Genomic DNA, 25,064 nt, shown 5'->3' on the forward strand with positions numbered 1-25,064 from the left:
TCAATCTCCCTTATCGATTGCCGGCGACGCGCTGGGCCGCAACCCGGGCGGTGTCGCGCCAGTCGAAGATACCGTGCGGCGATGTGCTGCCGAGAAATTTTGGATCGACCGTGAAGGTGAGGTCGGTCAGCTCACCGGCCTTCAACGACGCGAGTCTTTCCACCGTTGCGATGAAACGATCCTGCTCAGCCGCGCTGATCAGGCCTTCCGCCAGCATCCGGAATTTCCCAATGTAGTTCTGGCGTTTGAACGGGCGGACCCCCAGCGGATGTGCATCGGCCAGCGCAATCTCGTCGCTGATGATGGAGCCGCCCTTCAGCTTCACGATGACACGGCCGCCAAAGGCCTTTTCCTTCGGATCATGGCTGTGGTAGCGGCGGGTCCATGCCGGGTCTTCGACCGTCGAGATCTTGCGCCACAACGCGATCGTGGTCTCGCGGCCCGCGCGCTCTGGCGCATAGGATCGTTCGTGATGCCAGCCGCCGTCTTCCAGCGCGACCGCGAAAATATACATGATCGAATGGTCGAGGGTTTCGCGGCTCGCCTTCGGATCCATCTTCTGCGGATCGTTGGCGCCGGAGCCTATGACGTAGTGGGTGTGGTGGCTGGTGTGGATGACGATGCTTTCGATGTCAGAGAGATCGCCAATCTTCGGTCCGAGCCGGCGCGCGAGGTCGATCAGGGCCTGGCTCTGGTATTCGGCTGAGTGTTCCTTGGTGTAGGTGTCGAGAATGGCGCGCTTGGGTTCGCCCTTCTCCGGCAGCGGCACGGTGTATTCCGCGCCGGGGCCGCCGAGCAGCCAGGCGATGAAGCCGTCCTCGCCCTCATAGGCGGGTGATGGCGCGCCCTCGCCGCGCATCGCGCGATCGACAGATTCGATCGCCATCTTGCCGGCGAAGGCCGGGGCATAGGCCTTCCAGCTCGATATCTCGCCCTTGCGCGATTGCCGCGTGGTCGTGGTGACGTGCAGCGCCTGCTGAACGGCCTGATAGATCGTCTCGGCCGGCAATCCGAGCAGCGCGCCGATTCCGGCAGCGGCGGACGGCCCGAGATGGGCGATGTGATCGATCTTGTGCTCATGCAGGCAGATGCCCTTCACGAGATCGACCTGGATTTCGTAGGCCGCGGCCAGCCCGCGCACGAGGTCCGCGCCCGTCAGCCCGCAGTGCTGGGCGACCGCCAGCACCGGCGGAATGTTGTCGCCGGGATGCGAATAGTCCGCGGCCAGGAACGTATCGTGGAAATCGAGCTCGCGCACGGCGACGCCGTTGGCCCAGGCGGCCCACTCCGGCGACATCCGTTGCGACCGCGTTAGCCCGAACACGGTTGATCCAGCGTGGTACGGATGCGCCTCGGCTTGCGCTCGCGCGCTGACAACGGGACGCCGCGACACCGAGGCCGCGGCAACGGCGGCGTTGTCGATGATGCGGTTGCCCAGCATCTCCGCCACATCGCCCTCGACCGCGACCGGGTCGGCGGCGACCTCGGCGATCTTCCAGGCCAGTTGACCGGCGCGCGGGAGATGATCGGCCGATTTGAACGTACGAACGCTATGCTGTTTCAAGACGCAGCTTCCTTCTGGATGGGATCGATCCTGGTTGGTTGCGCGAACGGGACCGGACGGCCGAATTCGTTCACCGCGACCATCTCGAACGTTCCGCGCACCGCGGATTTCCGCCGGCCGCTGATCAGGTCTTCGCGGATCATGTCGACGGCGACCGTCATGGAGCTGCGGCCGACGCGCACGACCTGGGCGACGAGCTCGACGAGTTCGCCGACATGGACGGGCTCGTGAAATTCGATCTTGTCCGAGGTCGCCATGACGACGCTCTGGCGCGCGTACCGGGTGGCTGTGACGAAGGCCGCCTTGCCCATCAGGCTCAGGGCATGGCCGCCGAACAGCGTGCCGTAGTGATTGGCCTGCTCCGGAAACACCATCTCCACGAACCGGGTTTCGTCGGGATGGAGGTTTGGCGACGCCGCTGAATGCATTTTCCTGCTCCGGACGACTTGTCATTCCGTAACAACTTCGCAATATCTACAAACGTACACCACCGAAATGGCTGAAAAAGCATAGTATTGCGAAGAAAAACCAACTGATTTGCAAAGTTTGCGAAGGTAGTGCGATGAAAAAGACCTTCATGGGCGTGCGGCTGAAAAGGCTGCGCGAGGAGCAGCGCCTGACGCAGGCAGCGCTTGCCGGCAAACTCGGGATCTCCCTGAGCTACCTCAACCAGCTGGAAAACAATCAGCGTCCGCTCACCGTGCCGGTGCTGCTGGCGCTCAATTCGGTGTTCGGCCTCGACGTGCAGTCGTTCGCCGAGGGCGACGAGGCGCGTCTGATCTCGGACCTCCGCGAAGCGCTGGCGGATCCTTCACTGGGAGAGTCGATCGCTGTCGCCGAACTTCGCGAACTCGCGCAGAACATGCCGGCGGTCGGGCGCGCGCTGGTCAACCTCAACCGCAAATATCGCCATGCCGCGGAGCAATATGCGGCAATCTCCGCGCGGCTCGGCGATGACCGTCAGGCCGCGGTGGCGGTTCTGCCGTCCACGCCGTTCGAGGAAGTTCGCGACTTCTTCTATCTGCAGCACAACTACATTGCCGAGCTCGACGATGCTGCGGAAGCGATCGCCGGCCGGTTGGAATTGCCGATCGGGCGGATGACGCCGAGCTTGGTGTCGCATCTCGAAAGCCGGCACGGCGTCACTGTCCTGATCGATGCGATCAGCGAGCTGGAATCGGGAATGCAGCGCCTGTTCGATGGCCGCACGCGAACGCTACGGCTGTCGCCGGGCCTTGATCCAGGCCAGCAGGCGTTTCAGCTCGCGACGCAGATCGCCATTCTGGAACTGGACGAGGCGATACGTTCAATCGTCGACAAGGCAAAGTTCACCAGCGACGAATCGCGCGGCCTCGCCCGCATCGGCCTTGCGAACTATTTCGCCGGTGCGCTGATCCTGCCTTACGCCGTTTTCCTCAACGAGGCGGAGCGCTGCCGCTACGACATCGAATTGCTCAGTCACCAGTTCGGCGTCGGCTTTGAAACGATCTGTCACCGCCTGAGCACCCTGCAGCGCCATAATGCGCGGGGCGTGCCGTTCTTCTTCATCCGCGTCGATCGCGCCGGAAACATATCGAAGCGCCAATCGGCGACCGATTTCCATTTTTCGCGGGTCGGCGGCACCTGTCCGCTGTGGAACGTCTATGAGGCCTTCGCCAACCCCGGGCGTATCCTGACGCAGTTGGCGCGAATGCCCGATGAGCGAACCTATTTGTGGGTTGCCCGAACCGTGTCGCACGGCAGGGGAGGTTACGGCGCGCCCGCCAAGACGTTTGCGGTTGCGCTGGGATGCGATGTTCGCCATGCGGAGCGAATCGTCTATTCGCAGGGGCTCAAGATCGATCCGTCACTGGCGACGCCGATCGGCATGGGCTGCAAGGTTTGCGAACGCCCGGATTGTCCGCAGCGCGCGTTTCCACCGGTCGGCCGCGCCCTCAACGTCGATGAAACGCGGTCCTATTTTGCCCCCTACGCCACATCGCGCTAGGGCGGCGATGTGAATTTCGTGCGTATGTCCCGAATGGGCCATTGACACTTAGCAGCGAATATCACCACATGTAGCCGTCACGGTCCGCCTGATCGCAAGATTTGGTGGCTAAGAGGGAAGCCGGTGATCGCGCAAAGCGCGCGAGAATCCGGCGCTGCCCCCGCAACTGTAAGCAGTGAGTTGTTCCCGATCTTAACGTCACTGATGCGGCATCGCATTGGGAAGACACGGGGATAACGGCGACCTGCGAGCCAGGAGACCTGCCGCGACACCAAAAAACGTCCACGGGCGGGGTGTCCCGGCGGCGCTTGCAGACTCATGCCGGCGTTTTCCCGCCTGCGCATTTGTAGCAGCGTCCTCCCTGACATCCAGCCCCAACAACATTGCCACGGGGTCTCTTGATGTCACTCTCTCTCGATCGCGAAGCCAACGCTGTTCCATTCATCCACCTGCGCCCCGAATCACTGGCCGAGCCGAGCGCGCAGCCGCCGATGCAGGTGATCCGCCGCAACGGCACGGTTTCGAAATTCGACGCCAGCAAGATTTCGGTCGCGATGACCAAGGCGTTCCTCGCGGTCGAGGGGCATGGCGCGGCGGCCTCCCGCCGCGTCCATGAAATCGTCGAGCAACTGACCTCGGAAGTCGTCGGCGCGCTGTCGCGCCGGATCAGCGAGGGTCGCACCTTTCATATCGAGGACGTGCAGGACCAGGTCGAACTCGCCCTGATGCGCAGAGAGCACCACAAGGTCGCGCGGGCCTATGTACTGTATCGCGAGGAACGCACGCGGCAGCGCGCCGGGCAGGAGGCGGCCAACGCCGCTCAGCCGTCGGCGGAGCCTTCGCTGCGCGTCACGCTGGCCGGCGGCGTGCAGGTCCCGCTCGATATCGCGCGCCTGACGCTGATCATCGAGGAAGCCTGCGCCGGTCTCGACGGCGTCAGCGCCGCTGCCGTGCTCGCCGAAACGCAGCGCAATCTCTATGACGGCATCGGCGAGGCCGAACTGGCGCTGGCGTCGGTGATGGCTGCGCGCACGCTGGTGGAGCAGGAGCCGGACTACGCTTATGTCAGCGCGCGGCTGTTGCTCGACAAGTTGCGCACCGAGGTGCTGTCGTTCGTGCTTGGTGAGCCGACCAGCGCGTCGCAGGCCGATATGGCGGTGCGCTACGGCGAATACTTCCCCGCCTACATCAAGACCGGCATCAAGGCCGAACTGCTCGATCCCGATCTGGCGCGGTTCGACCTGAAGAAGCTCGCCGCGGCGCTGAAGCCGGAGCGCGATCTGGCGTTTCAGTTTTTGGGGCTGCAAACGCTGTACGACCGCTATTTCTTGCATGAGCGCAGCAACCGCATCGAACTGCCGCAGGCGTTCTTCATGCGCGTCGCCATGGGCCTTGCGCTGCGCGAGATCGACCGCGAGGCGCGCGCCATCGAGTTCTACGATTTGCTGTCCTCATTCGACTTCATGGCTTCGACGCCCACTTTGTTCAACTCGGGAACGCTGCGGCCGCAATTGTCGTCGTGCTTCCTCACTACCGTTGCCGACGATCTCGACGGGATCTTCAAGTCGGTCAAGGACAACGCGCTGCTGGCGAAATATTCCGGCGGGCTCGGCAACGACTGGACCCGTGTGCGCGGGCTCGGCGCCCACATCAAGGGCACCAATGGCGAGAGCCAGGGCGTGGTGCCATTCCTGAAAGTCGCCAACGACACCGCGATCGCCGTCAACCAGGGCGGAAAGCGCAAAGGCGCGGTCTGCGCCTATCTCGAAACCTGGCATATCGACATCGAGGAATTTTTGGACCTGCGCAAGAACACTGGCGACGAGCGCCGCCGCACCCATGACATGAACACCGCGAACTGGGTGCCTGACCTTTTCATGCAGCGCGTCGAGACCGACGGCGAATGGACGCTGTTCTCGCCGGACGAGACGCTCGATCTGCACGACCTCTACGGCCAGCCCTTCGCCGAGCGCTATGCGGTCTATGAAGCCAAGGCGGCGCGCGGCGAAATCCGCGTGTTCAAGCAGGTTCGCGCCACGGATTTGTGGCGCAAGATGCTGACCATGCTGTTCGAGACCGGGCATCCCTGGATCACATTCAAGGATCCCTGCAATCTGCGCTCGCCGCAGCGCCATGCTGGTGTCATCCACTCCTCGAACCTCTGCACCGAAATCACGCTCAATACATCCGACGATGAAACCGCGGTCTGCAATCTCGGCTCGATCAATCTGCTCAACCATGTGCGGGAAGGCCGGCTCGATGAACCGCGGCTGCAGCGCAGCGTGGCCATTGCGATGCGGATGCTCGACAACGTCATCGACATCAATTTTTACACCATCCCGGAAGCGCGCCGCTCGAACCTGCGGCATCGCCCGGTCGGTCTTGGGCTGATGGGCTTCCAGGATGCGCTGCAGGCGTTGCGGGTCGCGATGGCTTCCGATGCGGCGGTTGCCTTCGCCGATACCAGCATGGAGATGATCTCCTATTATGCGATCTCGGCCTCCGTTGATCTGGCGGCCGAGCGCGGGCGCTATCCGTCGTTCGACGGCTCGCTGTGGAGCCGGGGCATTTTGCCGATCGATTCGATCGAACTGCTGGCGGAAGCCCGCGGCGGTCTCGCGATGGACCGCGGCATGGCGCTTGACTGGGATCACTTGCGCGAGCGCGTCAAATCGACCGGCATGCGCAACTCGAACGTGATGGCGATCGCGCCGACGGCGACGATTTCCAACATCTGCGGCGTGGCGCAGTCGATCGAGCCCGCCTACCAGAACCTCTATGTCAAATCCAACATGTCCGGCGACTTCACCGTGGTGAACGAGTTTTTGGTGCGCGACCTCAAGGCGCGCGGGCTGTGGGACGAGGTGATGGTCAACGACCTCAAATATTTCGACGGCAGCGTCGGCGCCATCGATCGGATTCCCGACGACCTCAAGGCGCTCTATGCCACCGCCTTCGAGATCGATAGTGCATGGCTGATCGAGGCGGCCTCGCGGCGGCAGAAATGGATCGACCAGTCGCAGTCGCTCAACCTCTATATCGCCAATCCCAGCGGCAAGAAGCTCGATGCGCTCTATCGGCTGGCCTGGGCGCGCGGGCTGAAGACGACTTATTACCTGCGCTCGCGCAGCGCGACACATGTCGAAAAGTCCACGCTCCGCGGCACCGACGGCAAGCTCAACGCCGTCGCAGCGGCTCCTGTGATGCCGGCGGGCGCGCCGATCATCGTCCCGTCCGCCACCGCGCCTGACCTGTCCAGCGCGGTGGCGTGTTCCATCGACAATCCCGAATGCGAAGCCTGCCAGTAAGCAGACAAGAAGAGAAGGAAACGACAATGCTCGACTGGTCAGAACCCGCTGCGCCCGTGCGCCAGATGCCGCCTCCGTTGGTGGCGCAAACCACTGTTGCGGCCGATCAAACCGGCCTCGGCGCCATCGACCGACGCGGCGGCAGGGTGTCCGTGGACGACAAGCGGATGATCAACTGCCGCGCCGACGTCAATCAATTGCTGCCGCTGAAATACAAATGGGCGTGGGAGAAATACCTCGCCGGCTGCAACAATCACTGGATGCCGACCGAAGTCTCGATGCAGGCCGACATCGCTTTGTGGAAATCGCGTGACGGCCTCACCGAGGATGAACGCCGCGCCATCAAGCGCAACCTCGGCTTCTTCGCGGCTTCCGAAAGCCTCGTCGCCAACAACATCGTGCTGGCGATCTATCGCCATCTGACCAATCCGGAGTGTCGGCAGTATCTGCTGCGGCAGTCCTTCGAGGAGGCCGTGCACACCCATACCTTCCAGTACATCGTCGAGAGTTTGGGATTGGACGAGGGCGAGCTGTTCAACATGTATCGCGAGGTGCCGTCGATCACCGACAAGGCGGCGTGGGCGCTGAAGCACACCCAGCACCTCGACGATCCCGATTTCAGCACCGGGACACCGGAAGCCGACCAGGCATTCCTGCGCGATCTCGTCGCCTTCTACGTCATCTTCGAGGGCATGTGGTTCTATACCGGGTTCGCCCAGATCCTCTCGCTCGGCCGCCGCAACAAGATGGTCGGCATCGCCGAGCAGTACCAGTACATCCTGCGCGATGAATCGATTCATCTGAACTTCGGCATCGACGTCATCAACCAGATCAAGATCGAGAATCCGCATTTGTGGACGAAAGCCTTTCAGGACGAAGTCCGCGCCATGGTGCGCGAGGCGGCCGAACTGGAAGCGGCCTACGGGCGGGACACCATGCCGCGCGGCTTCCTCGGCCTGAATGCGGCGCTGTGCGAGAGCTACATGCACTTCATCGCCAATCGCCGCTGCGCGCAGCTCGGGCTTCCGCGGGTGTTCGACGAGACCGAAAATCCGTTCCCGTGGATGTCGGAAGCGATGGACCTGAAGAAGGAGAAGAACTTCTTCGAGACACGGGTGATCGAATATCAGAACGGCGGGGCGCTGAGTTGGGAGTAGGGGACGGTTTGCACCGGTAGCCCGTCGTCCCTGCGAACGCAGGGACCCATACCGCGCGATCTCACGATTTCGCGGTATGGGAGACGTCATTCGTAACAAATAAATGCCGGTGGTTATGCGTCCCTGCGTTCGCAGGGACGACAGAAAATCCCGCCGTTGCCGCGCTAAAACTTAAGATTTCCTCAATTCAGTCAGGCCTATTGCTTTAAGGGTGTGCGCTTTCGGACAGGGCGCGCCCAGGCAAGGACCGCGCATGACCGCCTCTCTTTCCACCATCAGGCCCGCACCGGAGCAAACCGCGATTCCCGCGTGGCTCGTCAGGGCCTGCCTGGTGCTGGCGATTGCGAACGTGACCCTTTGCGGGGTGGCGTATTTCTCACACTGGTGGGTTTACGATCCGAACGGCCGCGGCATCCCGACCGATTTCATCAACGTCTGGGCGGCCGGCCGCCTGGTGCTCGACGGCCTCCCGGCACAGGCCTATGACTGGGACATCCAGAAGCAGGTCGAGGTCGCAAAGCTCGGGCAGGATTTCGTCGGCTATTTTGCCTGGCACTATCCGCCGCCATTCCTGTTCGTCGCATCCTTGCTGGCGCAGCTTCCCTATCAGGTCGCCTTTATCGGCTGGGTCGTGGTCAGCTTTCTGCTCTTTCAGGTCGCGATGCGCGCGATCGTCGGCCACCCCTTCGGCTATCTGCTCGCGCTCGCCATTCCGATGGCGTTCATCAATGCGCTGGTCGGGCAGAACGGATTCCTCACCGCGGCGCTGATCGGCGGTGCGCTCTATCTGATTCCGGTACGGCCGGTACTGGCAGGCATCTGCCTCGGGCTTTTGACGTACAAGCCGCAATACGGGCTGCTGTTTCCGATCGCGCTGATCGCAGCCGGGCATTGGCGCGTGTTCATCAGCGCTGCCGTAACGGCGGTCGCGCTGGCCACCGCTTCCTGGCTCGCCTTCGGCACCGAGAGCTGGCTGGCGTTCTTCCACTGGATGCCGAAATTCTCGCAGGCGTTCCTGACCGAGGGCAAGGCTCCATGGTGGAAGATGCAAAGCATCTTCTCGCTGGTGCGTTATTTCGGCGGCAGCGAGCCGCTTGGCTGGGCATTCCAGTGGGTCCTCACTGCCTCGGTGGCCGTGGTGCTGGCGCTGATGTGGCGAAGCCGCGTGCCCTACACGCTGAAGGCCGCAGCGCTCGCCGCCGCTGCGCTGCTGACCACGCCCTATCTGTTCATGTACGACATGATGGTGCTGGCGATCCCGATCGCCTTTCTGGTCCGCATCGGATTGAAGACCGGTTTTCGCAGCTACGAGCTTCCGGTGCTCGGCGCCGTCGTCGCCCTCATCGGCTGCTACATGTTCACCGGCATTCCGACCGGCCTTGGCGCCACGCTGGTGGTGTCCGCGCTGATCCTGCGCCGCGCCGGATCGTGGTGGCGGCCTGAGCCGGCGCCAAAACTCGTCGCGGCAGGGGCGTAAAGTCAGCGGTCGCTATTTGATGAACGCCGCCCATAATGCGGCATTGGCGAGCGTGCCGGCCTCGTTCATGTGGCAGCCGTCAGAACTGCGGCCTTCATTTCCGATCGTGTCGGTGTCGGGCCCCGGGCGGATGTCCAGAGCTTCGTCGACCGCAGATAATTGGCCGGCACGTACCGCCGCGGTGTTGTACGGCGCGATGTAGTCGCATTTTGCGCTACGTGACAGATAGAAGGGCGCATCGAAACCGGCCGCGCGAAATCGCTTCACCAACTGATGCAACAGCGAAGCATATTCTTCGGCAGTCGTCGTCGATACCGCATCCGTTTCTCCCTGCTGGAACAGAATATGCGTCGGCGTCAGCCCTGCGGCCTTCAGCTTTGCGATGCCGTTGGTGATCAACTCGGCGCCTTCGTTGCTCAGAAAGGCGAGCGGTGCCCCGCCCTTGGCAAGGGGTACAAAAATCACGCGGTCATAGCGTCCGGCCTGGATCAGGATGTCGCCGAGGCGCGTTGCAAAGCTCCCGCCCATGCCGTCGGTACCCAGCAAGGGATCGGCCGCTGCAAAGCATTTGCCGCTTGCGGGATCGAAATTGTCGACGGCTTCACGTGCCGTATGTCGGACGCTTCCGTAGTTGGCCGCGTTGCTCTGGCCGTGCACGACGATGATGGCCGTCTTGCCGGATACGGGGCCGCACGGCCGTTCGACGCGCGCCGGCGGTGGCGGAAGCCCAGTTAGGTCGGTCGGGCGGCCGCCCGGCGTCAGCAGCCTGCCGGCAATCGTGCCGATCAGCAGGCCACCAATCAGGAACGCGACAAGGCGTAACAATGAAAATTTCTCCCTGGATCGCTCAGCTTCGTCGCGGGCGCACACGGCTCGGCCGCCTAGAGGGCGCTCACCGATTCGGGCTGAGCGCGACCTGGAGCGCGAGGGAGGTGATCTGAGGCTGCCCAATTCGGTGCATGCTAACCGGGCAGCGTTGAGAGGCTGTTAATGGTTGGAAAGCCCCGCCGGCAAATCCCGCTACAAAACCGTCTTGTCATTTGGCGTGAATAGTTGTTCACTTCTTCAAAGCGATGAGTGTGCTTATCGCTCAAGACATTGAAGGTGTGCGCGTTCTGGCAGGCTCCACGGGGCTCAAGGGCGCGCCGGGGACGGAAACGCGCCATGGTCTATCGGCGAACCCATCAGGTCGTAAAGCGGCTGGCGGCGCGGCGTAGCGCCATCCTGACGGCGGCGCGGGACGCTGCGGCCGAGGGCGGCATGGCGGCGGTGCAGATCGCCCCGGTTGCGGTCCGCGCCAATGTCGCGGCCGGCACCGTCTACCGCTACTTCCCGTCCAAGGCCGAGCTGATTTCCGAACTGATCGCCGAGGTCTCGCGCGACGAACTGGCGGCGATCCGCCGCGCAGCGGATGCCGCTCCGGGGCCGTCCTCGGCGCTCGCCGCCGCCGTCACCACGGTCGCCGTGCATGTGCTGTCGCAGCGCAAGCTCGCCTGGGGCATTCTGGCCGAACCTGTCGATGTCGACGTCTCGGTGTCGCGGCTCGCCAGCCGCCGCGAAATTTCCGGCGAGATTGCTGCCAGAATCGACGCCGCGGTGCGCGCCGGCCATCTGCCCGCGCAGGATACGGCGCTTGCCGCCACCGCGCTGCTCGGCGCGCTGCATGAATCGCTGGTCGGTCCGCTGGCGCCCGAGAATCTGGATGATCCCGCGAAGCTGCGCGACGCCGTGCAAACCGTCACACTATTGGCGTTGCGCGCCGTCGGTGTGATGGATGCCCGCGCCCGCGGCCTCGTGGTGCAGGCGGTGTTGCCGGCGAAGGCGCTGGTCGGCGCGTAGAAACTTCGCTTCCGTTTGCGCCACGCCTTTGTCGCAACCATTTGCCACGCTGCGGCTTATCGACGGGTTCAACCGTGATCAGGAGCATGCGATGACGACGACATCAGGATCCGCCAAATGGCAGGGCGGCATCAAGGACGGCAAGGGCGCGATCTCGACCAAGAGCGGCGCGCTGAACGATTATCCTTACGGCTTCGCCAGCCGCTTTGAGGGTAAGCCCGGCTCCAATCCGGAAGAATTGATCGGCGCCGCCCACGCCGCCTGCTTCACCATGGCGCTGTCGCTGATCTTGGGAGAAGCCAAGCTCACCGCCGAGCATATGGAAACCAAGGCCGACGTCACGCTGGAAAAGCAGGGCGATGGTTTTGCCATCACCTCGGTTCATCTAACGCTGAACGCGAAGATCCCGGGCGCGGACAAGGCGACGTTCGAGGAACTGGCGGGCAAGGCCAAGGCCGGTTGTCCGGTGTCGAAACTTCTGAATACGAAGATCACGCTGGACGCGACGTTGCAGTAATTCTGCGGGTAGTTCTTCCCTGTCATTCCGGGGCGGCGCGAAGCGACGAACCCGGAATCTCGAGATTCCGGGTTCGATGCTGCGCATCGCCCCGGAATGACGTGGTATTCCTCACTTCTTCGCCCCGCCCTCCGGCTCGACATTGGCGATGCGCACCATGTTGGTGGTGCCGGGGATGCCGAGCGGCACGCCGGCGACGATGATCACGCGCTGGCCGGCCTTGGCAAAACCGTCGCGGAACGCAATCGAGCCGGCGCGGTCGACCATGTCGTCCTGGTCGTGGGCATCTTCGGCCACCACACAATGCACGCCCCACACGACGGACAATTTACGGCCCGTCGCAAGGTTCGGCGTGATCGCCACCACCGGCGGCTTCGGCCGTTCGCGCGCGACGCGGATGGCCGTCGAGCCCGACGAGGTCCAGCAGATGATAGCCGACAATTCCAGTGTCTCGGCGATCTGACGTGCCGCGTCGGCGATGGCGTCGCCGACCGTATTCTCCGGTTCGGGCCGCTGCGCCGTCAGCACCGAGCGATAGATCGGGTCGCGCTCCACTTCCTCGCCGATGCGGTTCATGGTCGAGACCGCCTCGACCGGGAATTTGCCGGCGGCCGATTCGGCTGACAGCATGATGGCGTCGGCGCCTTCGTAGACGGCGGTCGCGACGTCCGAGACTTCGGCGCGCGTCGGCACCGGCGCCTGGATCATCGATTCCAGCATCTGCGTTGCGATCACCACCGGCTTGCCGGCGCGACGCGCCATCCGCGTCATTTGTTTCTGCAGGCTCGGCACCCGCTCCAGCGGCAGTTCGACGCCGAGATCGCCGCGCGCCACCATCAGCGCGTCGGAGGCGTCGATGATCTCGCCGAGCCGGTCGATCGCCTGCGGCTTTTCGATCTTGGCCATCACGGCGGCGCGGCCGCGGATCATCCGCTTGGCTTCGTTGACGTCCTCGGCGCGCTGCACGAAGGAGAGCGCGATCCAGTCGACCCCGGTCACCAGCGCTGCTTCGAGATCGGCGCGGTCCTTCGGCGTCATCGCCGACACCGGCAGGTCGGTATCGGGCAGGCTCACACCCTTGCGATCAGACATCTTGCCGCCGATCACCACCCGCGTCACCGCGCGTTCGGGCGAGGTTTCCTCGGCGATCAGGCGCACCTTGCCGTCGTCGAGCAGCAGCGCATGGCCCGGCCGCAGGGCTGCGAGGATTTCAGGATGCGGCAGCTGCACGCGGCTGTTGTCGCCCGGGGTCTTGTCGGAATCGAGCACAAAGCTCTGGCCGTTCTTGAGTTGCGTCGAACCGTCGGCGAAAGCGCCGAGCCGCAGCTTCGGCCCCTGCAGGTCGACCAGGATGCCGATCGGCCGGCCATAGCTCGACTCGACATTGCGGATGGTCGAGACCAGCTCGCGCATCTTGTCGTGCGGCGTGTGGCTCATATTGATCCGGAACACGTCCGCGCCGGCCTCGAACAGCTTCCGGATCATCGCGCTGTCTGACGATGCCGGGCCGAGGGTGGCGAGGATCTTGATGCGACGGAGCCGTCTCATTGCCTGGGCGCCGGGGCTGGTGGCAGACCCGGTCCGCTTGGCGGATTGGATAGGCCGGGAACCCCGCCGGGGCCGCCCGGTCCCATTGTCCCCGGAATTCCCGGCACGCGCTGCGCGGGTTGCTCGTTGGCTTCGGTCAGTTGCACGGTCCACGCTCGCTGTTCGCCTGTGTCGACCTCGAAGAACCCGGTGCGATCGTAGCCGCGCGCCAGGCAATTCTCGGTGCCCTTGATGGTGAATTCCTTGTCACGCGAACACATGAAGGCCTGTCCCGACCATTCGCCGCCGCGGTCATAGTCGAGCGCATAGATGTAATAGTAACGGGCGACAAGGGTTCCGCGCAGCAGCGTCTCGCAGCTCCGCGATGACACATTCCACCAGCCTTCGGTGGTCCAGCCCTCGGCGTCCTTGTAGCCCAGCGCAATGCCGACCCGGCTGGAAGTGTTGTTGCAAAGCCGGAAATCGGCCGCCGCCGGACTGCTCCACAGGCAAGTCGCCGCCAACGCGAGCATCGGCATCAGGCCGGTGGTCATGCGTGCGGAGAGGGGGGCCAAGCGGCGAGAATCTTTTGCGGTCATGCAGTGAAGCTATATCAAATCATTGACGATTTCGCGTGACCCGGCGGGACCTGTCAACGGCCGGGCACGCCTTTCCCGCGCTATGGGAAACCGGGACTCCACGTGCGATACCCACTTTTGCGCGCAGATGTGGCAAAATCTGTGACAATTCCCACCTGATATCAATATGCTCGGCTCCAGATGACGCAGGACCCAAAGCCATGACGATCGACGACAAAACCAGAACGGAACTGGAAGCCGCCGTTTTCCGGCGCCTGGTCAGCCACCTGCGCGCCCGTACCGACGTCCAGAACATCGATTTGATGAATCTGGCCGGCTTCTGCCGCAACTGCCTGTCCAACTGGATGAAGGAGGAGGCCGACGCCAAGGGTGTCGCCGTCAGCAAGGACGAGAGCCGCGAGGCGGTCTACGGCATGCCCTATGAGGAGTGGAAGGCGAAACATCAGGGCACGGCCACCCCGGAGCAGTTGGCCGCGATGAAGAAAGTTCACCCCGGGCATTGAGGTATTGATGGTTTCGCAGCCCGGATGAGCGCAGCGACATCCGGGACGGTGTCAGCGTTTTTGCCGGATATCGCTGCGCTCATCCGGGCTTGTTTTCAACGGCGGCCTGAACGGCAATATCCGCATCTCCTGTGGGCGCGCTGTGGATGAGCGCGATGTTTCCTTGACGCAAGGCCCCCCGATCTTGAGGGTCATCCTGCAAAAAGCGCCGTGCGGTAACGCGTACGGCGCTTGATCTTTCAGCATCACCGTCAGTTCCACTCAGGAGTACCCGATGGCCACCACCGCCGCCGCTGCCGTCCAGGACGAGCCCGCGACAAAATTCGCCAAAGACCAGCTCAAGGCCATCATCGAGCGCATCGAGCGTCTGGAAGAGGAAAAGAAGACCATCTCCGACGACATCCGCGACGTCTATGCCGAAGCCAAGGGCAACGGCTTCGACGTTAAGGCGCTGCGCACCATCGTGCGGATGCGCAAGCAGGACGCCAATGAGCGCGCCGAGCAGGAAACCATTTTGGAGACCTACATGCAGGCGCTGGGGATGCTGTGAGCGTTTAGGCCGGCGCCATCCTATCATCGTCCCGGCCAAGCGAACGAAGTGAGCGCGAGCCGGACCCATAACCACAAATGTTGGTTTTGCGTTGAGCTGTGGGCCACGGCCGGCCCTAACAACGCGCATTTGCGGTTATGGGTCCTCGCGTTCGCGAGGACGACACGAGTTTGCGGAAGCCGCGTGAAATGCTCTAGCGCAGCGCGGCGGTGCGCAGCACGAACGACTGCGTCGGCAGTTGCGCGGTCGCCGATCCCGTGAAGCGGTCGCAGGTCATGCCCATCATCGGATCTTCCGAGAAGGTCATGGCGATCGCGGCCTGCGGCTTGACGAAGTGGCTGCGCATCTGGGTCATCTCGGTGTCGCCGAGCACCGTCGTCGACATTGCGTTGCTCGCGCTCGGCGCCAGCATCACCACGCGCATCCAGATACCGTTGCCCTGGGCGGCGGCGAGACGGGTCGAGGTCGCGACCACGCTGTCCTGACCCTGCGCGCCTTTGGCGACCACGGTGTTGATTTCGGTCGCCGCGGCGCCGGCGTTGCGCGCCGGACGGGCGGAACGCGTCGGGATCGGCGCGGAGGCGGCGACGACGTTGGCGCGATCGACCGGCGAAGAAGCGGCCGGCGCATAAGCCATCGCCCTGTTGAACGATTCGGTGACGCTGGCGGTCGGCTGCGGATCGGTGGCGGCGGCGAGCACCTGACGTGCGCGGAGGGCCGCGACCTGCGCGGGGGTAGCCTGGTTCGCCGCAGTCGGCACCTCGTCCCAGAAGCCGCGCGCGTTGATGATATCGGCCGGCGTCTGCGGTTTCGGCTCGGCGGAAGCCTGCGCAGGCTGTTTCTGTTCCGGCTTGGATTTCGGCGCCGGTACGATCTGCGCGTCGGCCGAAGCCAGCTGGAGGGTCGCTGCGACCTGCGGTTTCGCACGCGGTGTCGGAACCGGATCGGCGGATTTCGCGGGCGCCGCTGCGGCCATCACGCTGGCCGGCGCGGGCTTCTCGGACTTGGCGGGAACGTTGGCGCCCTCGTCGTCCTCCTCGTTCGACTTGCCGCCCCGGAACAGGGCCGCGAACAGGCTCGGCTTCTTGCCGACGCTTGCGACATCGTCGCCATTGCCGCGCCGTTCGATGTCGGCGCGGGCCAGCTCATAGCCCTTCATCGGACCGCCATTGGAGGGCAGGTGGACGGTACGTCCATCCGGGAACACCCTGGCGAGTTGATCGTGGGTCATGCGCGGCCAGTGACGGATGCTGCCGGTATCGAGATGGACGAAGGGCGATCCGGAGGTCGGGTAGAAGCCGACGCCGCCGCGCTGCAGCCGGAGCCCGGCAGCACGGATCTGCTCGAGCGGCACGTCGGGGATGTAGAAGTCCATCGCGTGGCCGAGCATGTGCTGGCTGAAGCGCGCCACGCCGGAAGAGCGGCGGCGGAGCATGGCGTTGGTGGCGGGGGAACGGTAGGCGGAGATGATATTGATCGGCTTCTTGCCGTCGACGTCGCGGTAGACTTCCCAGAGGATGTCGAACAGGTGCCGATCCATCGTGGTCGAGTCCTGGCTGCGCCAGTCGCGGAGGAAGTGATTGATCTTCTTGAGCGCCTCTTCGTCGTAGCGGCCGTCGCGCTTGAAGGTGACGGTGAGGTCTTCGTCGGAATGGGTGTGGTGGAAGGAAAGGGTGCGGGTTTCGTTCAGCGCGGTCGCATCATGCACCGAGCTGGCGCCGGCGAGCAGCAACAGCGAAGTCAGCCCGATCCGATATCCGGCCTTTGGCAGAGCAAGCGAATTGAATTGGCGCGCGAAACCAGCCAGCACGTATGAGCCCACCCAATCGACGAGCATTCACGGTGTTCTTTTGCAGACCCCGGCAAAAGAGGGTGAACGCTTTCTTAAAGCGGGAGGGTTAACCGATGTTTACCGTCCCGCCCCCAAGCAAGACTTAACCTAACCCGTGGACTGTGGCGAAAAAGTGCCCGGTGCCGAATCCGGGATGGATAATGGTTAACGTAAACGAACTCGCCCAAGAGGCGAGATCGTTGATTTTGTTCGGAAATCCGCCCGGACAGGATTACCGCGTGAACCGCTGTTGCGGCCGCCGGCCAACCGGGGCGGGCGGCGTCACGGTCGACGGCCCCCCGAACAGGCGCTCAAAGAATGACGGACCGGACGAGTAGGTGTTGTCGCTGGCGAAGCTGACGCCGGCTGGCAAGCCGTCCTTGGGCCGCGAATAGTTCGGCTGGGCATGCGAGACCAGGGTCTCCAGATCCTTGTTGCGGCTGTTCTTCAGCAAATTGATCATCACGGCGTCGCGGCCGTAGAGATCCTTGCGGATCTGCAGCTTGCCGGCGTCATCCACGAAGGCGGTCTGGTAGGTGATGTTGACCGGCAGCGGCGTCGGGAATTTGAGGTCGATCTCGCTGCGGCCGTACATGCCGCGGATTTTTTCCGGCGTGTAGCGCTCGTTCGGCATCACGATATTGAGCAGCGTCGAGGCGTATTGGTCCGGATTCTGCACCCGCATGCAGCCATGGCTGAAGGCGCGCTCTTCCTTCGCGAACAGGTGCTTGTCCGGGGTGTCATGCTGATAGACCAGGAACTTGTTCGGGAAGTTGAAGCGGATGCGGCCGAGCGCATTGGCCTCGCCCGGCGGCTGCGAAATATGGATGCTGCCGTCGCGCGCCCGCTCGAGCTTCAGTCCCATGCGCTGCAGCACGGTCGGGTCCTGCTGCAGGGCCGGCAGATATTCGTTGTAGATGATTGAGGGTGGCACGTTCCACGTCGGATTGACGGTGATGAACTTCATCGTTTCCGTCAAAAGCGGCGTGGCGTGGTTGCCCGGCTTTCCGGTCACCACGCGGGTATTCCAGACCTGGGCGCCGTTCTGCATCACCTTGAGCGTGAAGTCGGGGATGTTGAGGATGACGTAGGCGTTGCCGAGCGAGGCTGCGCCGAGCTGGCGCGGCAGCCAGCGCCAGCGCTCCATGTTGACGATGACAGTGTCGATCTGCCGGTCGCGCTTCGGGCTGTTGATCGCCTTCACCGTGCGGTCGTCGAGCACGCCGGTCGGCTTCAGATCGACGCTTTCCTGGAATTTGCGCACGGCGGCTGCGACCTTGGCGTCGTAATGCGTGCTGTCGGGATGTTCTGATATGCCGAGCTTAGCGCGCAGTTGCGGCACCCGCGAATCTTCCGGCGCCACCTCACCCAGCTTCTTGGTCGCCGCCTTGTAAGCCAGCGCCGGGCCTTCGGCGATCTGGATCACCGGCCCGTCGCCCTGGCCGCGCAGTTCGGCGAGCTTGGCCTTCAGTTCCTTGTAGAGCTTGTGCGGCGGGTTGTAGCCGTCGAGCGCAGCGGACGCATCCTTGGCGGTCGAGATATTGGCGAGCACTTCGGCCGGATCGGTCGGGTGCTCGGGATAGAGGATGTCGGCAGAGACCTGCGACCAGTGCATCCGGCCGCTCTGGGCCTGCCGCGCATAATCGAGCATGCTCGCGGTCAGTTTCAGTTCGGCCTCGGCGAGCTGGTCCGGCGAAGCGGCGGCGGCAAAATCCGGCACCGGATAGTCGGCCGGATTGAGGCCTTCGGTGGCGGCGTCCTTCAAGCGGGCGATCACGCCCTTGCCGCTGTCGGTCAATTTGCCGGCTTGCGTCCATTGCGGCGCGTAGTCGCGCGCGGAGTAGAACTTCTCGACGGCGGCGCGCTCGTTCTTGCGGTCGAAATAGCGCAGCGATTTGGCGCCGAGCATGTCGCGCAGGCGGTCGGCGACCGGCTGGTCGGCCGGAGCCACGGTGCTTACCTTCACCGGCTCCTTGGCGGGTTCGGCGGCCGGCGCGGTGGCTGTCGCAGCCGGAGGCGTGGCGGTTGCGGCGTCGTTGGCCGCAGGTGCGGTGACGGTCTCAGCCGGCTTGGTATCGGTTTTGGGCTCGGCTGCCTTTGCGGCCGGGCTCGGCTCGGCCGGCTTTTCGACTGCCTTGGTTGCGTCAGGCACCGAGGCGGTGGAGTCCATCTTGAAGTCGCCGACGGTCGGAGGCGGAACGTTGGCCGGTTCGGGGCGGGGGACTGCTGCGTCGATCGCGAGCTCGGCGGCGCTGGCGCGCGGCGTGGTCGACTGGGCCGCCAGGGCTGAGGTCGCGGACACCGTGAGGAAAGTTGCCGCGACGGCCATCAGCACGCGGTCAAATCCTGCACGATTCGTCGAACAGTCACGCATCGTCGCACCCCCTTGGGCGAACTGCCCCGGCATGGAACAGTCGTTAGGTATCGTTCGTCACGGCTTGCGCGGGAAGCGCCGGCTCGATCGGTTTCTCAGTCGTACGCCTGCACGCCACGGTTCAAACGCAGACGATACATGTGCCCCTCTCATGCAGCCAGCGCCATGCGGGACAGCTCACGACAAACTGACATCAAACTACCCGTTTGCATTCGGGTCGCGTGGTTTTGCCACGCTCCCCGCCATTTGTCTGTCACCGCCAAGCCACGGTTCAAAAGCTTCCGAACGATGGATGTCGTTGGTTTGCCACGATCTTTGCCACGCGGGCGCCATAATCGCCCGCCGGCCGTCCGCTCAGTTCGCGTCCCCTTCGGCCGGGTCGTTGGCGGCAGCCTCATCGAGCTTGCGGTAGAGTGTAGAGCGGCCGATCTTGAGCCGGCGCGCGACTTCCGACATCTGACCGCGATAATGCGAGATCGCGAAACGGATGATCTCGTTTTCCATGTCATCGAGCGGGCGCACCTCGCCGGTGGCGGTCAGCATCGGAAGGCTGCCGGCAGTGGCGAGCGGCGCAATCGGTATATCACTACCCGAAACCATGGCGGGCGCCGTCGATGGCGCGACGATCAACGGTTCGCTGTGCGCCAACTGGCCGTCCGGGACGACCTGGCCGGCGGTGTGCGGGAAATCCGACAGGCCGAGCTGGTCGCTCTCGCTCATGACGACGGCGCGATACACCGTGTTCTCGAGCTGGCGGATGTTGCCGGGCCAATCGAGCTGCGCGAGGTGGGCCACGGCCTCGCCGCTGATGCCGGTGATGGTGCGGTTTTCCTCGGCGACAAAGCGCGCCAGGAAATGACGCAACAGATGCGGGATGTCCTCGCGCCGCATCCGCAAGGGCGGGATCGTCAGCGGCAGCACGTGCAGCCGGTAGAACAGGTCCTCGCGGAACGCGCCGCCCTTCACGAGGTCGAGCAGTTTGCGGTTGGTCGCGGAAATGATGCGGACGTCGACCTTCACCGGCTTGCGGCCGCCGACCGCCTCGACGGTGCCTTCCTGCAGCGCGCGCAGCAGCTTTACTTGCGCGGCCAGCGGCAGCTCGCCGACCTCGTCGAGAAACAGCGTGCCGCCGGAGGCTTCGACGAATTTGCCCATATGGCGTTCGGTGGCGCCGGTGAAGGCGCCCTTCTCGTGACCGAACAGGATCGATTCCACGAGATTGTCGGGGATGGCGCCGCAATTGACCGCAACGAAGGGTTTCGACTTGCGTTCGCTGGAGCCATGGATGGCGCGGGCGAACAATTCCTTGCCGACGCCGGACTCGCCCTCGATCAGTACCGGAATGCTGGAAGCTGCCGCTTTCTGCGCGGTACGCAGCACGGCTGCCATGGCTTCGCTGCGGGTGATGATGTCGGCAAAGGTCAGCCGGCCTTCGCGGCTATGGCGGATGCGCTGCAGTTCACCCTTGAGCGCCGAAGTGTTAAGCGCGTTGCGCAGCGACACCTGCAGACGTTCGAAGCCGACCGGCTTGACCACGAAATCCTGCGCGCCGGCGCGCATTGCGGAAACCACGTTGTCGATGCCGCCATGGGCGGTTTGCACGATGACGGGGATGCTCAGGCCTGCTTCACGCATTTTTGCGAGCACGCCGAGCCCGTCGAGGCCGGGCATCACGAGGTCGAGCACGACCGCGTCGATCGCCTGTGCATCAGGGGCGGTCAGCAAGGCCACGGCCGCATCGCCGCTATCGACGACGAGGGGCTCATAGCCGCACTTCTGCACCATGTTTTCAACCAAACGGCGCTGCACAGCGTCGTCATCGGCAATCAAAATGGTGGCAGCCATGGTTTTCCCCGCACTCTACTGCATGTCTCGAATCGGGGCACTTTCGCCGATGCCGATTAACGCACGCTTAATTGTTGGAAATGGCATCCTTGGGGCGGGGAACTAAGCCTTGGGGCGGGGAACTAGGCGTTGAGGTGTGGCCACACCTCCAGCGCCCCGCGATAGCACATGTCGAAGGCCACATAGAGGATGATCGCGAGGCCGACATAGGCGATCCAGCGGTGCTTTTCCAGAAGCCGCGCGATGAAGTTGGCGGCGAGCCCCATCAGTGCGATGGAAAGTGCCAAACCGAATATCAGGATCATCGGATGCTCGCGCGCCGCGCCTGCGACGGCGAGCACATTGTCGAGCGACATCGAGACGTCAGCGATCGTGATTTGCCATACGGCCTGGCTCAGCGTCTTTTGATGGCCCGCAGCGGCAGACACATCGATCGTGCTTGCGGCCGACAGGTTCTGCAATTTCGGTTGATGATGCGACATATGCAGCTCGCGCCACATCTTCCAGCATACCCAAAGCAGGAGAACGCCGCCGGCGAGCAGCAGCCCAATGATCTGCAGCAGCTGAACCGTGACGGACGCGAAGCCGATGCGCAGGATCGTGGCGGCCAATATGCCGATCAGGATGGCCTTCCTGCGCTGACCCTCGGGGAGCCCGGCGGCTGCAAGCCCGATGACGATCGCATTGTCGCCGGCGAGCACCAGGTCGATCATGATGACCTGGAAAAGCGCTGTCAGATGTTGCGAGGAGATTAATTCCAGCATGCGGGCCACTCCGTGAATGGTCCAATCCGACATCGCAGTTCGATTGAACTGCCAGAGGGGCCCGGGCTTGGACGTGCAGACAAAAACGACACAGTCAGACTGCGGAAAAATGCGTTCCCGTTACTCAGGTTGATCCGAGAGGGTGAAAAGCCTGACCATCTGATCGGGCTCGATCAAAACGGAGATGACGACGCCAATGAAAGTCAGGCTTGCGGCGAGGTCGAGCCACATGATGCGGAATCGGCCGGCCTGACAAAGCCACGCTGCTCCGGCCGTTGCCGCGCCAACCACGAACAGCAGTGTGACGATCGCGGGCGCCAGCGCGTCCGCCGGCACCAGATTCCGGATGGCGAGGGTCGCGATCAGCGCCGCCAGAAGCACGCCGACCATCAACTCCTTGCCATGCGCTAAGGGTGTCCGGTCGGCGGTTCGAACAATCTGACTGCGGTCCAGGAAGGCCATCGGATTCTTATTCGCGAGCTGGAATTGTGGTAGGGAACATTACCTACCCGGCAATTCATTCTGGATAGTTTAGTAATCATGAAACGAGTAAAACATCAAGATGTTTTCACTGAACGATCCCCGGGCAAGGCTGCGCTGGATGCCAAGCAATTGCGCAAATTGGCTGGGGATTGGCTAAAGCAGCGAAGGGCGGATGCCGAATTGTCGCAGGCCGATCTCGCGGCACGCCTCGGCTTGAAATATTACACATTCATCTCGCAGGTCGAGAACGGGTTCAGCCGTGTTCCAACCGAAATTATGGGCGCGTGGGCCCGCGAGTTGGGCCTTGAACCGGCCGCCTTCGCTAGGCATTTATTAATGTACTACGAGCCGGAATTGCACCGGCTGTTGTTCGGAGCGGAAAGCAAATGAGCGTGGTTGCATTCGAGCGCAAACAAGACAGCGGCGAATGGAGCGAAAAGGAACTCAGCACCCTTGTCGCGGCGCTCGGCGCAGCGATTGCGAAGGGCCCCGGACGCGAGTGGGAAACCGGCATGACGGAGAAGGGCGACGCCCAGTTCTATCTGCTGGGTCCACTGCCGGATCAGGCCTGCGAGGTATGCGTATCCCGGATCGGTGGGCGCTACATCCTGGAGGACGGATTGGGCCGGCTGTTGTTCGAGCATCGGAACCTCGAACTCGTGGCATTGCATGCCAGGGCCGCGGTCCCGTCGACGTCATGGCTGATGGTACGTGCGATCACGTTGTGGTGTGCTGTCCGCAATACGGTCCACGAAAAGGTCGAGCCGCTGCTCGTTGAGGGCGAAGAGTTGTTTGTCCAGTTTGTACCGCAGCTTGCGGCTTTCGCCTGATCTCGCAAGCCCATTTCCCGATGACCTCCCCAATTTGAAAGTGCCATAGCGTGAAATCTGCGACCTCCCGAGCCGGCAAGACGTCCCGCAAGCCCGCCATGGGCAGCAAGGCGGCCACAGCGAAATCCAAAACCGGCAAATTGCCGGAATGGAACCTCGCCGATCTTTATTCCGGTATCGACGCGGCCGAAATCGCGCGCGATCTGCAAAAGATGGATGCCGACTGCGTCGCGTTTGAAACGGATTACAAGGGCAGGCTAGCGGAAGGCGTCGCCCGCGATGATGGCGGCCTTTGGCTCGCCGCGGCGGTCAGGCGTTACGAGGCGATCGACGATCTCGCCGGCCGGCTCGGCTCCTATGCCGGCCTCGTTCATGCCGGCGACAGCGTCGATCCCGTGATCTCCAAATTCTATGGCGACATTTCCGAGCGGCTCACGGCGGCTTCGCTGCATCTCCTGTTCTTTGCGCTGGAACTCAACCGCATCGAGGATGCCGTGATCGAGCGCGCGATGCAGGCGCCGGACCTTGGGCATTACCGTCCGTGGATCGAGGATCTGCGCAAGGACAAGCCGTATCAGCTCGAAGACCGCGTCGAGCAGCTGTTTCACGAAAAATCCCAGAGCGGCTATGCCGCCTGGAACCGGCTGTTCGACCAGACCATCTCCGGCCTGCGCTTCAAGGTGGGGGCCAAGGAACTCGCGATCGAGCCGACGCTCAATCTGCTGCAGGACCGCGCGCCGGAAAAGCGCAAGGCTGCGGGACAGGCGCTGGCCAAGACCTTCAAGGACAATGAGCGGACCTTTGCGCTCATCACCAACACGCTCGCCAAGGACAAGGAGATTTCCGACCGCTGGCGCGGTTTCCAGGATGTCGCGGATTCCCGTCACCTGAACAACCGCGTCGAACGCGAGGTCGTCGATGCCCTGGTCGGCTCGGTTCGCGCAGCCTATCCGCGGCTTTCGCATCGTTATTACAATCTGAAAGCCGGCTGGTTCAAAAAGAAGAAGCTCGCGCATTGGGACCGCAACGCGCCGCTGCCGTTTGCCGCGACCGGCACGATCGGCTGGGCCGAGGCGCAGAAGATGGTGCTGACGGCGTATCGCGGCTTCTCCACCGAGATGGCGGCGATCGCGGAACGTTTCTTTACCGATCGCTGGATCGATGCGCCGGTGCGGCCCGGCAAGGCGCCGGGCGCGTTCTCGCACCCGACCACCCCATCGGCGCATCCCTATGTGCTGATGAACTACCAGGGCAAGCCGCGCGACGTGATGACGCTGGCGCACGAGCTCGGCCATGGCGTGCACCAGGTGCTGGCGGCCAAAAATGGAGCGCTGATGGCGCCGACGCCGCTGACGCTGGCGGAGACGGCCAGCGTGTTCGGTGAAATGCTGACCTTCAAGCGGCTGTTGTCGCAGACCAAAAACGCCAAGCAGCGCCAGGCGCTGCTCGCCGGCAAGGTCGAGGACATGATCAACACTGTGGTGCGGCAGATCGCGTTCTATTCGTTCGAGCGCGCCGTGCACACCGAGCGCAAGAACGGCGAACTGACCGCCGAGCGCATCGGCCAGATCTGGCTCAGCGTGCAGGGTGAAAGCCTCGGGCCGGCCATCGACATCCGCCCGGGCTACGAGAATTTCTGGATGTACATCCCGCACTTCATCCATTCGCCGTTCTACGTTTACGCCTACGCGTTCGGCGATTGCCTGGTGAACTCGCTTTACGCGGTCTACGAGAATGCCTCCGAGGGTTTTGCCGAGCGCTACCTCGCCATGCTCGCGGCCGGCGGCACCAAGCATTATTCCGAACTGCTGAAGCCGTTCGGGCTTGATGCCAAGGACCCCAAATTCTGGGACGGCGGGCTGTCGGTCATATCAGGCATGATCGACGAGTTGGAGACGATGGGCTGACG

21 protein-coding genes and 1 riboswitch are annotated in these 25,064 nt (G+C 63.4%); of the genes, 11 read left to right on the top strand and 10 right to left on the bottom strand.

The genetic code is table 11. From position 1 onward, the window contains the following. Positions 1-10 precede the first annotated feature (10 nt). Positions 11-1,564 (bottom strand): MmgE/PrpD family protein, encoded by a 1,554-nt coding sequence (locus JQ624_RS12585; RefSeq protein WP_212419195.1) that lies wholly within the window; start codon positions 1,562-1,564, stop codon positions 11-13. Next, on the bottom strand, positions 1,561-1,992 hold the full coding sequence (locus JQ624_RS12590; protein ID WP_212419196.1) for an acyl-CoA thioesterase: 432 nt from the start codon (positions 1,990-1,992) through the stop codon (positions 1,561-1,563). Before JQ624_RS12590 ends, JQ624_RS12585 begins: the two co-directional genes overlap by 4 nt. Positions 1,993-2,126: 134 nt before the next feature. On the opposite strand from JQ624_RS12590, the gene JQ624_RS12595 reads away from it, so the two are divergent. From JQ624_RS12595 to JQ624_RS12610, 4 genes are all read left to right on the top strand, one after another. Further along, positions 2,127-3,551 carry a short-chain fatty acyl-CoA regulator family protein gene (locus JQ624_RS12595; protein ID WP_212419197.1) on the top strand — a complete coding sequence of 475 codons (1,425 nt, stop codon included), beginning with the start codon at positions 2,127-2,129 and terminating at the stop codon, positions 3,549-3,551. Between the two features lie 63 nt (positions 3,552-3,614). Further along, positions 3,615-3,834: riboswitch (cobalamin riboswitch) on the top strand. Positions 3,835-3,952: 118 nt separating this feature from the next. Beyond that, positions 3,953-6,859, top strand: a complete 2,907-nt coding sequence (locus tag JQ624_RS12600; RefSeq protein ID WP_212419198.1) for a ribonucleoside-diphosphate reductase subunit alpha — start codon at positions 3,953-3,955, stop codon at positions 6,857-6,859. Positions 6,860-6,885: 26 nt separating this feature from the next. Beyond that, entirely contained in the window at positions 6,886-8,016 is a 1,131-nt protein-coding gene (locus JQ624_RS12605; protein WP_212419199.1) for a ribonucleotide-diphosphate reductase subunit beta, read from the top strand. Between the two features lie 253 nt (positions 8,017-8,269). Then, positions 8,270-9,493: a glycosyltransferase family 87 protein gene (locus JQ624_RS12610; RefSeq protein ID WP_212419200.1), complete on the top strand. Its 1,224-nt coding sequence runs from the start codon at positions 8,270-8,272 to the stop codon at positions 9,491-9,493. Between the two features lie 12 nt (positions 9,494-9,505). Here the strand turns inward: JQ624_RS12610 and JQ624_RS12615 are convergent, their stop codons facing one another. Beyond that, entirely contained in the window at positions 9,506-10,318 is an 813-nt protein-coding gene (locus JQ624_RS12615; protein ID WP_212419201.1) for a sialate O-acetylesterase, read from the bottom strand. Positions 10,319-10,657: 339 nt separating this feature from the next. On the opposite strand from JQ624_RS12615, the gene JQ624_RS12620 reads away from it, so the two are divergent. Together JQ624_RS12620 and JQ624_RS12625 are read left to right on the top strand one after the other, a co-directional pair. Then, on the top strand, positions 10,658-11,332 hold the full coding sequence (locus tag JQ624_RS12620; protein WP_212419202.1) for a TetR/AcrR family transcriptional regulator: 675 nt from the start codon (positions 10,658-10,660) through the stop codon (positions 11,330-11,332). A 91-nt stretch (positions 11,333-11,423) separates the two neighbouring features. Continuing rightward, complete coding sequence (locus tag JQ624_RS12625) at positions 11,424-11,849, top strand: OsmC family protein (protein WP_212419203.1); 426 nt, start codon at positions 11,424-11,426, stop codon at positions 11,847-11,849. A 111-nt stretch (positions 11,850-11,960) separates the two neighbouring features. Here the strand turns inward: JQ624_RS12625 and pyk are convergent, their stop codons facing one another. After that, positions 11,961-13,397: a pyruvate kinase gene (gene pyk, locus JQ624_RS12630; RefSeq protein ID WP_212419204.1), complete on the bottom strand. Its 1,437-nt coding sequence runs from the start codon at positions 13,395-13,397 to the stop codon at positions 11,961-11,963. Beyond that, a complete protein-coding gene (locus tag JQ624_RS12635; RefSeq protein ID WP_409334319.1) occupies positions 13,394-13,930 on the bottom strand; it encodes a DUF1036 domain-containing protein in 537 nt (178 codons plus the stop codon). The genes pyk and JQ624_RS12635 overlap by 4 nt, the downstream gene beginning before the upstream one ends. A gap of 245 nt (positions 13,931-14,175) precedes the next feature. On the opposite strand from JQ624_RS12635, the gene JQ624_RS12640 reads away from it, so the two are divergent. Together JQ624_RS12640 and JQ624_RS12645 are read left to right on the top strand one after the other, a co-directional pair. Continuing rightward, the gene (locus JQ624_RS12640; RefSeq protein WP_212419206.1) at positions 14,176-14,478 is read left to right on the top strand and encodes a DUF1244 domain-containing protein; all 303 of its coding nucleotides are present in this window, start codon (positions 14,176-14,178) and stop codon (positions 14,476-14,478) included. 274 nt (positions 14,479-14,752) lie between these two features. Next, on the top strand, positions 14,753-15,028 hold the full coding sequence (locus JQ624_RS12645) for a DUF2312 domain-containing protein (RefSeq protein ID WP_212419207.1): 276 nt from the start codon (positions 14,753-14,755) through the stop codon (positions 15,026-15,028). A 193-nt stretch (positions 15,029-15,221) separates the two neighbouring features. Here the strand turns inward: JQ624_RS12645 and JQ624_RS12650 are convergent, their stop codons facing one another. The 5 genes from JQ624_RS12650 to JQ624_RS12670 all read right to left on the bottom strand — a co-directional run bounded on the left by JQ624_RS12650 (position 15,222) and on the right by JQ624_RS12670 (position 22,304). Next, complete coding sequence (locus tag JQ624_RS12650) at positions 15,222-16,865, bottom strand: DUF882 domain-containing protein (protein ID WP_212419208.1); 1,644 nt, start codon at positions 16,863-16,865, stop codon at positions 15,222-15,224. A gap of 226 nt (positions 16,866-17,091) precedes the next feature. Continuing rightward, the gene (locus JQ624_RS12655) at positions 17,092-19,233 is read right to left on the bottom strand and encodes a murein L,D-transpeptidase (protein WP_212419209.1); all 2,142 of its coding nucleotides are present in this window, start codon (positions 19,231-19,233) and stop codon (positions 17,092-17,094) included. 354 nt (positions 19,234-19,587) lie between these two features. Continuing rightward, the gene (locus JQ624_RS12660; protein ID WP_212419210.1) at positions 19,588-21,078 is read right to left on the bottom strand and encodes a sigma-54 dependent transcriptional regulator; all 1,491 of its coding nucleotides are present in this window, start codon (positions 21,076-21,078) and stop codon (positions 19,588-19,590) included. A gap of 122 nt (positions 21,079-21,200) precedes the next feature. Next, entirely contained in the window at positions 21,201-21,842 is a 642-nt protein-coding gene (locus tag JQ624_RS12665) for a TerC family protein (protein WP_212419211.1), read from the bottom strand. Positions 21,843-21,962: 120 nt separating this feature from the next. Next, a complete protein-coding gene (locus JQ624_RS12670) occupies positions 21,963-22,304 on the bottom strand; it encodes a hypothetical protein (RefSeq protein WP_212419212.1) in 342 nt (113 codons plus the stop codon). Between the two features lie 78 nt (positions 22,305-22,382). On the opposite strand from JQ624_RS12670, the gene JQ624_RS12675 reads away from it, so the two are divergent. From JQ624_RS12675 to JQ624_RS12685, 3 genes are all read left to right on the top strand, one after another. Further along, positions 22,383-22,715, top strand: coding sequence for a helix-turn-helix domain-containing protein (locus tag JQ624_RS12675; RefSeq protein WP_212419213.1), 333 nt, complete (start codon positions 22,383-22,385; stop codon positions 22,713-22,715). After that, complete coding sequence (locus tag JQ624_RS12680) at positions 22,712-23,155, top strand: hypothetical protein (RefSeq protein WP_212419214.1); 444 nt, start codon at positions 22,712-22,714, stop codon at positions 23,153-23,155. Before JQ624_RS12675 ends, JQ624_RS12680 begins: the two co-directional genes overlap by 4 nt. 98 nt (positions 23,156-23,253) lie before the next feature. Then, complete coding sequence (locus JQ624_RS12685; RefSeq protein WP_249129773.1) at positions 23,254-25,062, top strand: M3 family oligoendopeptidase; 1,809 nt, start codon at positions 23,254-23,256, stop codon at positions 25,060-25,062. Positions 25,063-25,064: the final 2 nt, after the last annotated feature.

Origin of the sequence: Bradyrhizobium sp. AUGA SZCCT0283, assembly GCF_018130385.1 — a bacterium.
GTDB lineage: Bacteria > Pseudomonadota > Alphaproteobacteria > Rhizobiales > Xanthobacteraceae > Bradyrhizobium.

What these genes read in the sequence shown, in the direction of transcription:
- JQ624_RS12590 (WP_212419196.1), bottom strand. Translation starts at nt 1,992, where the DNA reads ATGCATTCAGCGGCGTCGCCAAACCTCCATCCCGACGAAACCCGGTTC.
- JQ624_RS12595 (WP_212419197.1), top strand. Translation starts at nt 2,127, where the DNA reads ATGAAAAAGACCTTCATGGGCGTGCGGCTGAAAAGGCTGCGCGAGGAG.
- JQ624_RS12600 (WP_212419198.1), top strand. Translation starts at nt 3,953, where the DNA reads ATGTCACTCTCTCTCGATCGCGAAGCCAACGCTGTTCCATTCATCCAC.
- JQ624_RS12605 (WP_212419199.1), top strand. Translation starts at nt 6,886, where the DNA reads ATGCTCGACTGGTCAGAACCCGCTGCGCCCGTGCGCCAGATGCCGCCT.
- JQ624_RS12610 (WP_212419200.1), top strand. Translation starts at nt 8,270, where the DNA reads ATGACCGCCTCTCTTTCCACCATCAGGCCCGCACCGGAGCAAACCGCG.
- JQ624_RS12620 (WP_212419202.1), top strand. Translation starts at nt 10,658, where the DNA reads ATGGTCTATCGGCGAACCCATCAGGTCGTAAAGCGGCTGGCGGCGCGG.
- JQ624_RS12625 (WP_212419203.1), top strand. Translation starts at nt 11,424, where the DNA reads ATGACGACGACATCAGGATCCGCCAAATGGCAGGGCGGCATCAAGGAC.
- pyk (WP_212419204.1), bottom strand. Translation starts at nt 13,397, where the DNA reads ATGAGACGGCTCCGTCGCATCAAGATCCTCGCCACCCTCGGCCCGGCA.
- JQ624_RS12635 (WP_409334319.1), bottom strand. Translation starts at nt 13,930, where the DNA reads ATGACCACCGGCCTGATGCCGATGCTCGCGTTGGCGGCGACTTGCCTG.
- JQ624_RS12640 (WP_212419206.1), top strand. Translation starts at nt 14,176, where the DNA reads ATGACGATCGACGACAAAACCAGAACGGAACTGGAAGCCGCCGTTTTC.
- JQ624_RS12645 (WP_212419207.1), top strand. Translation starts at nt 14,753, where the DNA reads ATGGCCACCACCGCCGCCGCTGCCGTCCAGGACGAGCCCGCGACAAAA.
- JQ624_RS12650 (WP_212419208.1), bottom strand. Translation starts at nt 16,865, where the DNA reads ATGCTCGTCGATTGGGTGGGCTCATACGTGCTGGCTGGTTTCGCGCGC.
- JQ624_RS12655 (WP_212419209.1), bottom strand. Translation starts at nt 19,233, where the DNA reads ATGCGTGACTGTTCGACGAATCGTGCAGGATTTGACCGCGTGCTGATG.
- JQ624_RS12660 (WP_212419210.1), bottom strand. Translation starts at nt 21,078, where the DNA reads ATGGCTGCCACCATTTTGATTGCCGATGACGACGCTGTGCAGCGCCGT.
- JQ624_RS12665 (WP_212419211.1), bottom strand. Translation starts at nt 21,842, where the DNA reads ATGCTGGAATTAATCTCCTCGCAACATCTGACAGCGCTTTTCCAGGTC.
- JQ624_RS12670 (WP_212419212.1), bottom strand. Translation starts at nt 22,304, where the DNA reads ATGGCCTTCCTGGACCGCAGTCAGATTGTTCGAACCGCCGACCGGACA.
- JQ624_RS12675 (WP_212419213.1), top strand. Translation starts at nt 22,383, where the DNA reads ATGAAACGAGTAAAACATCAAGATGTTTTCACTGAACGATCCCCGGGC.
- JQ624_RS12680 (WP_212419214.1), top strand. Translation starts at nt 22,712, where the DNA reads ATGAGCGTGGTTGCATTCGAGCGCAAACAAGACAGCGGCGAATGGAGC.
- JQ624_RS12685 (WP_249129773.1), top strand. Translation starts at nt 23,254, where the DNA reads ATGGGCAGCAAGGCGGCCACAGCGAAATCCAAAACCGGCAAATTGCCG.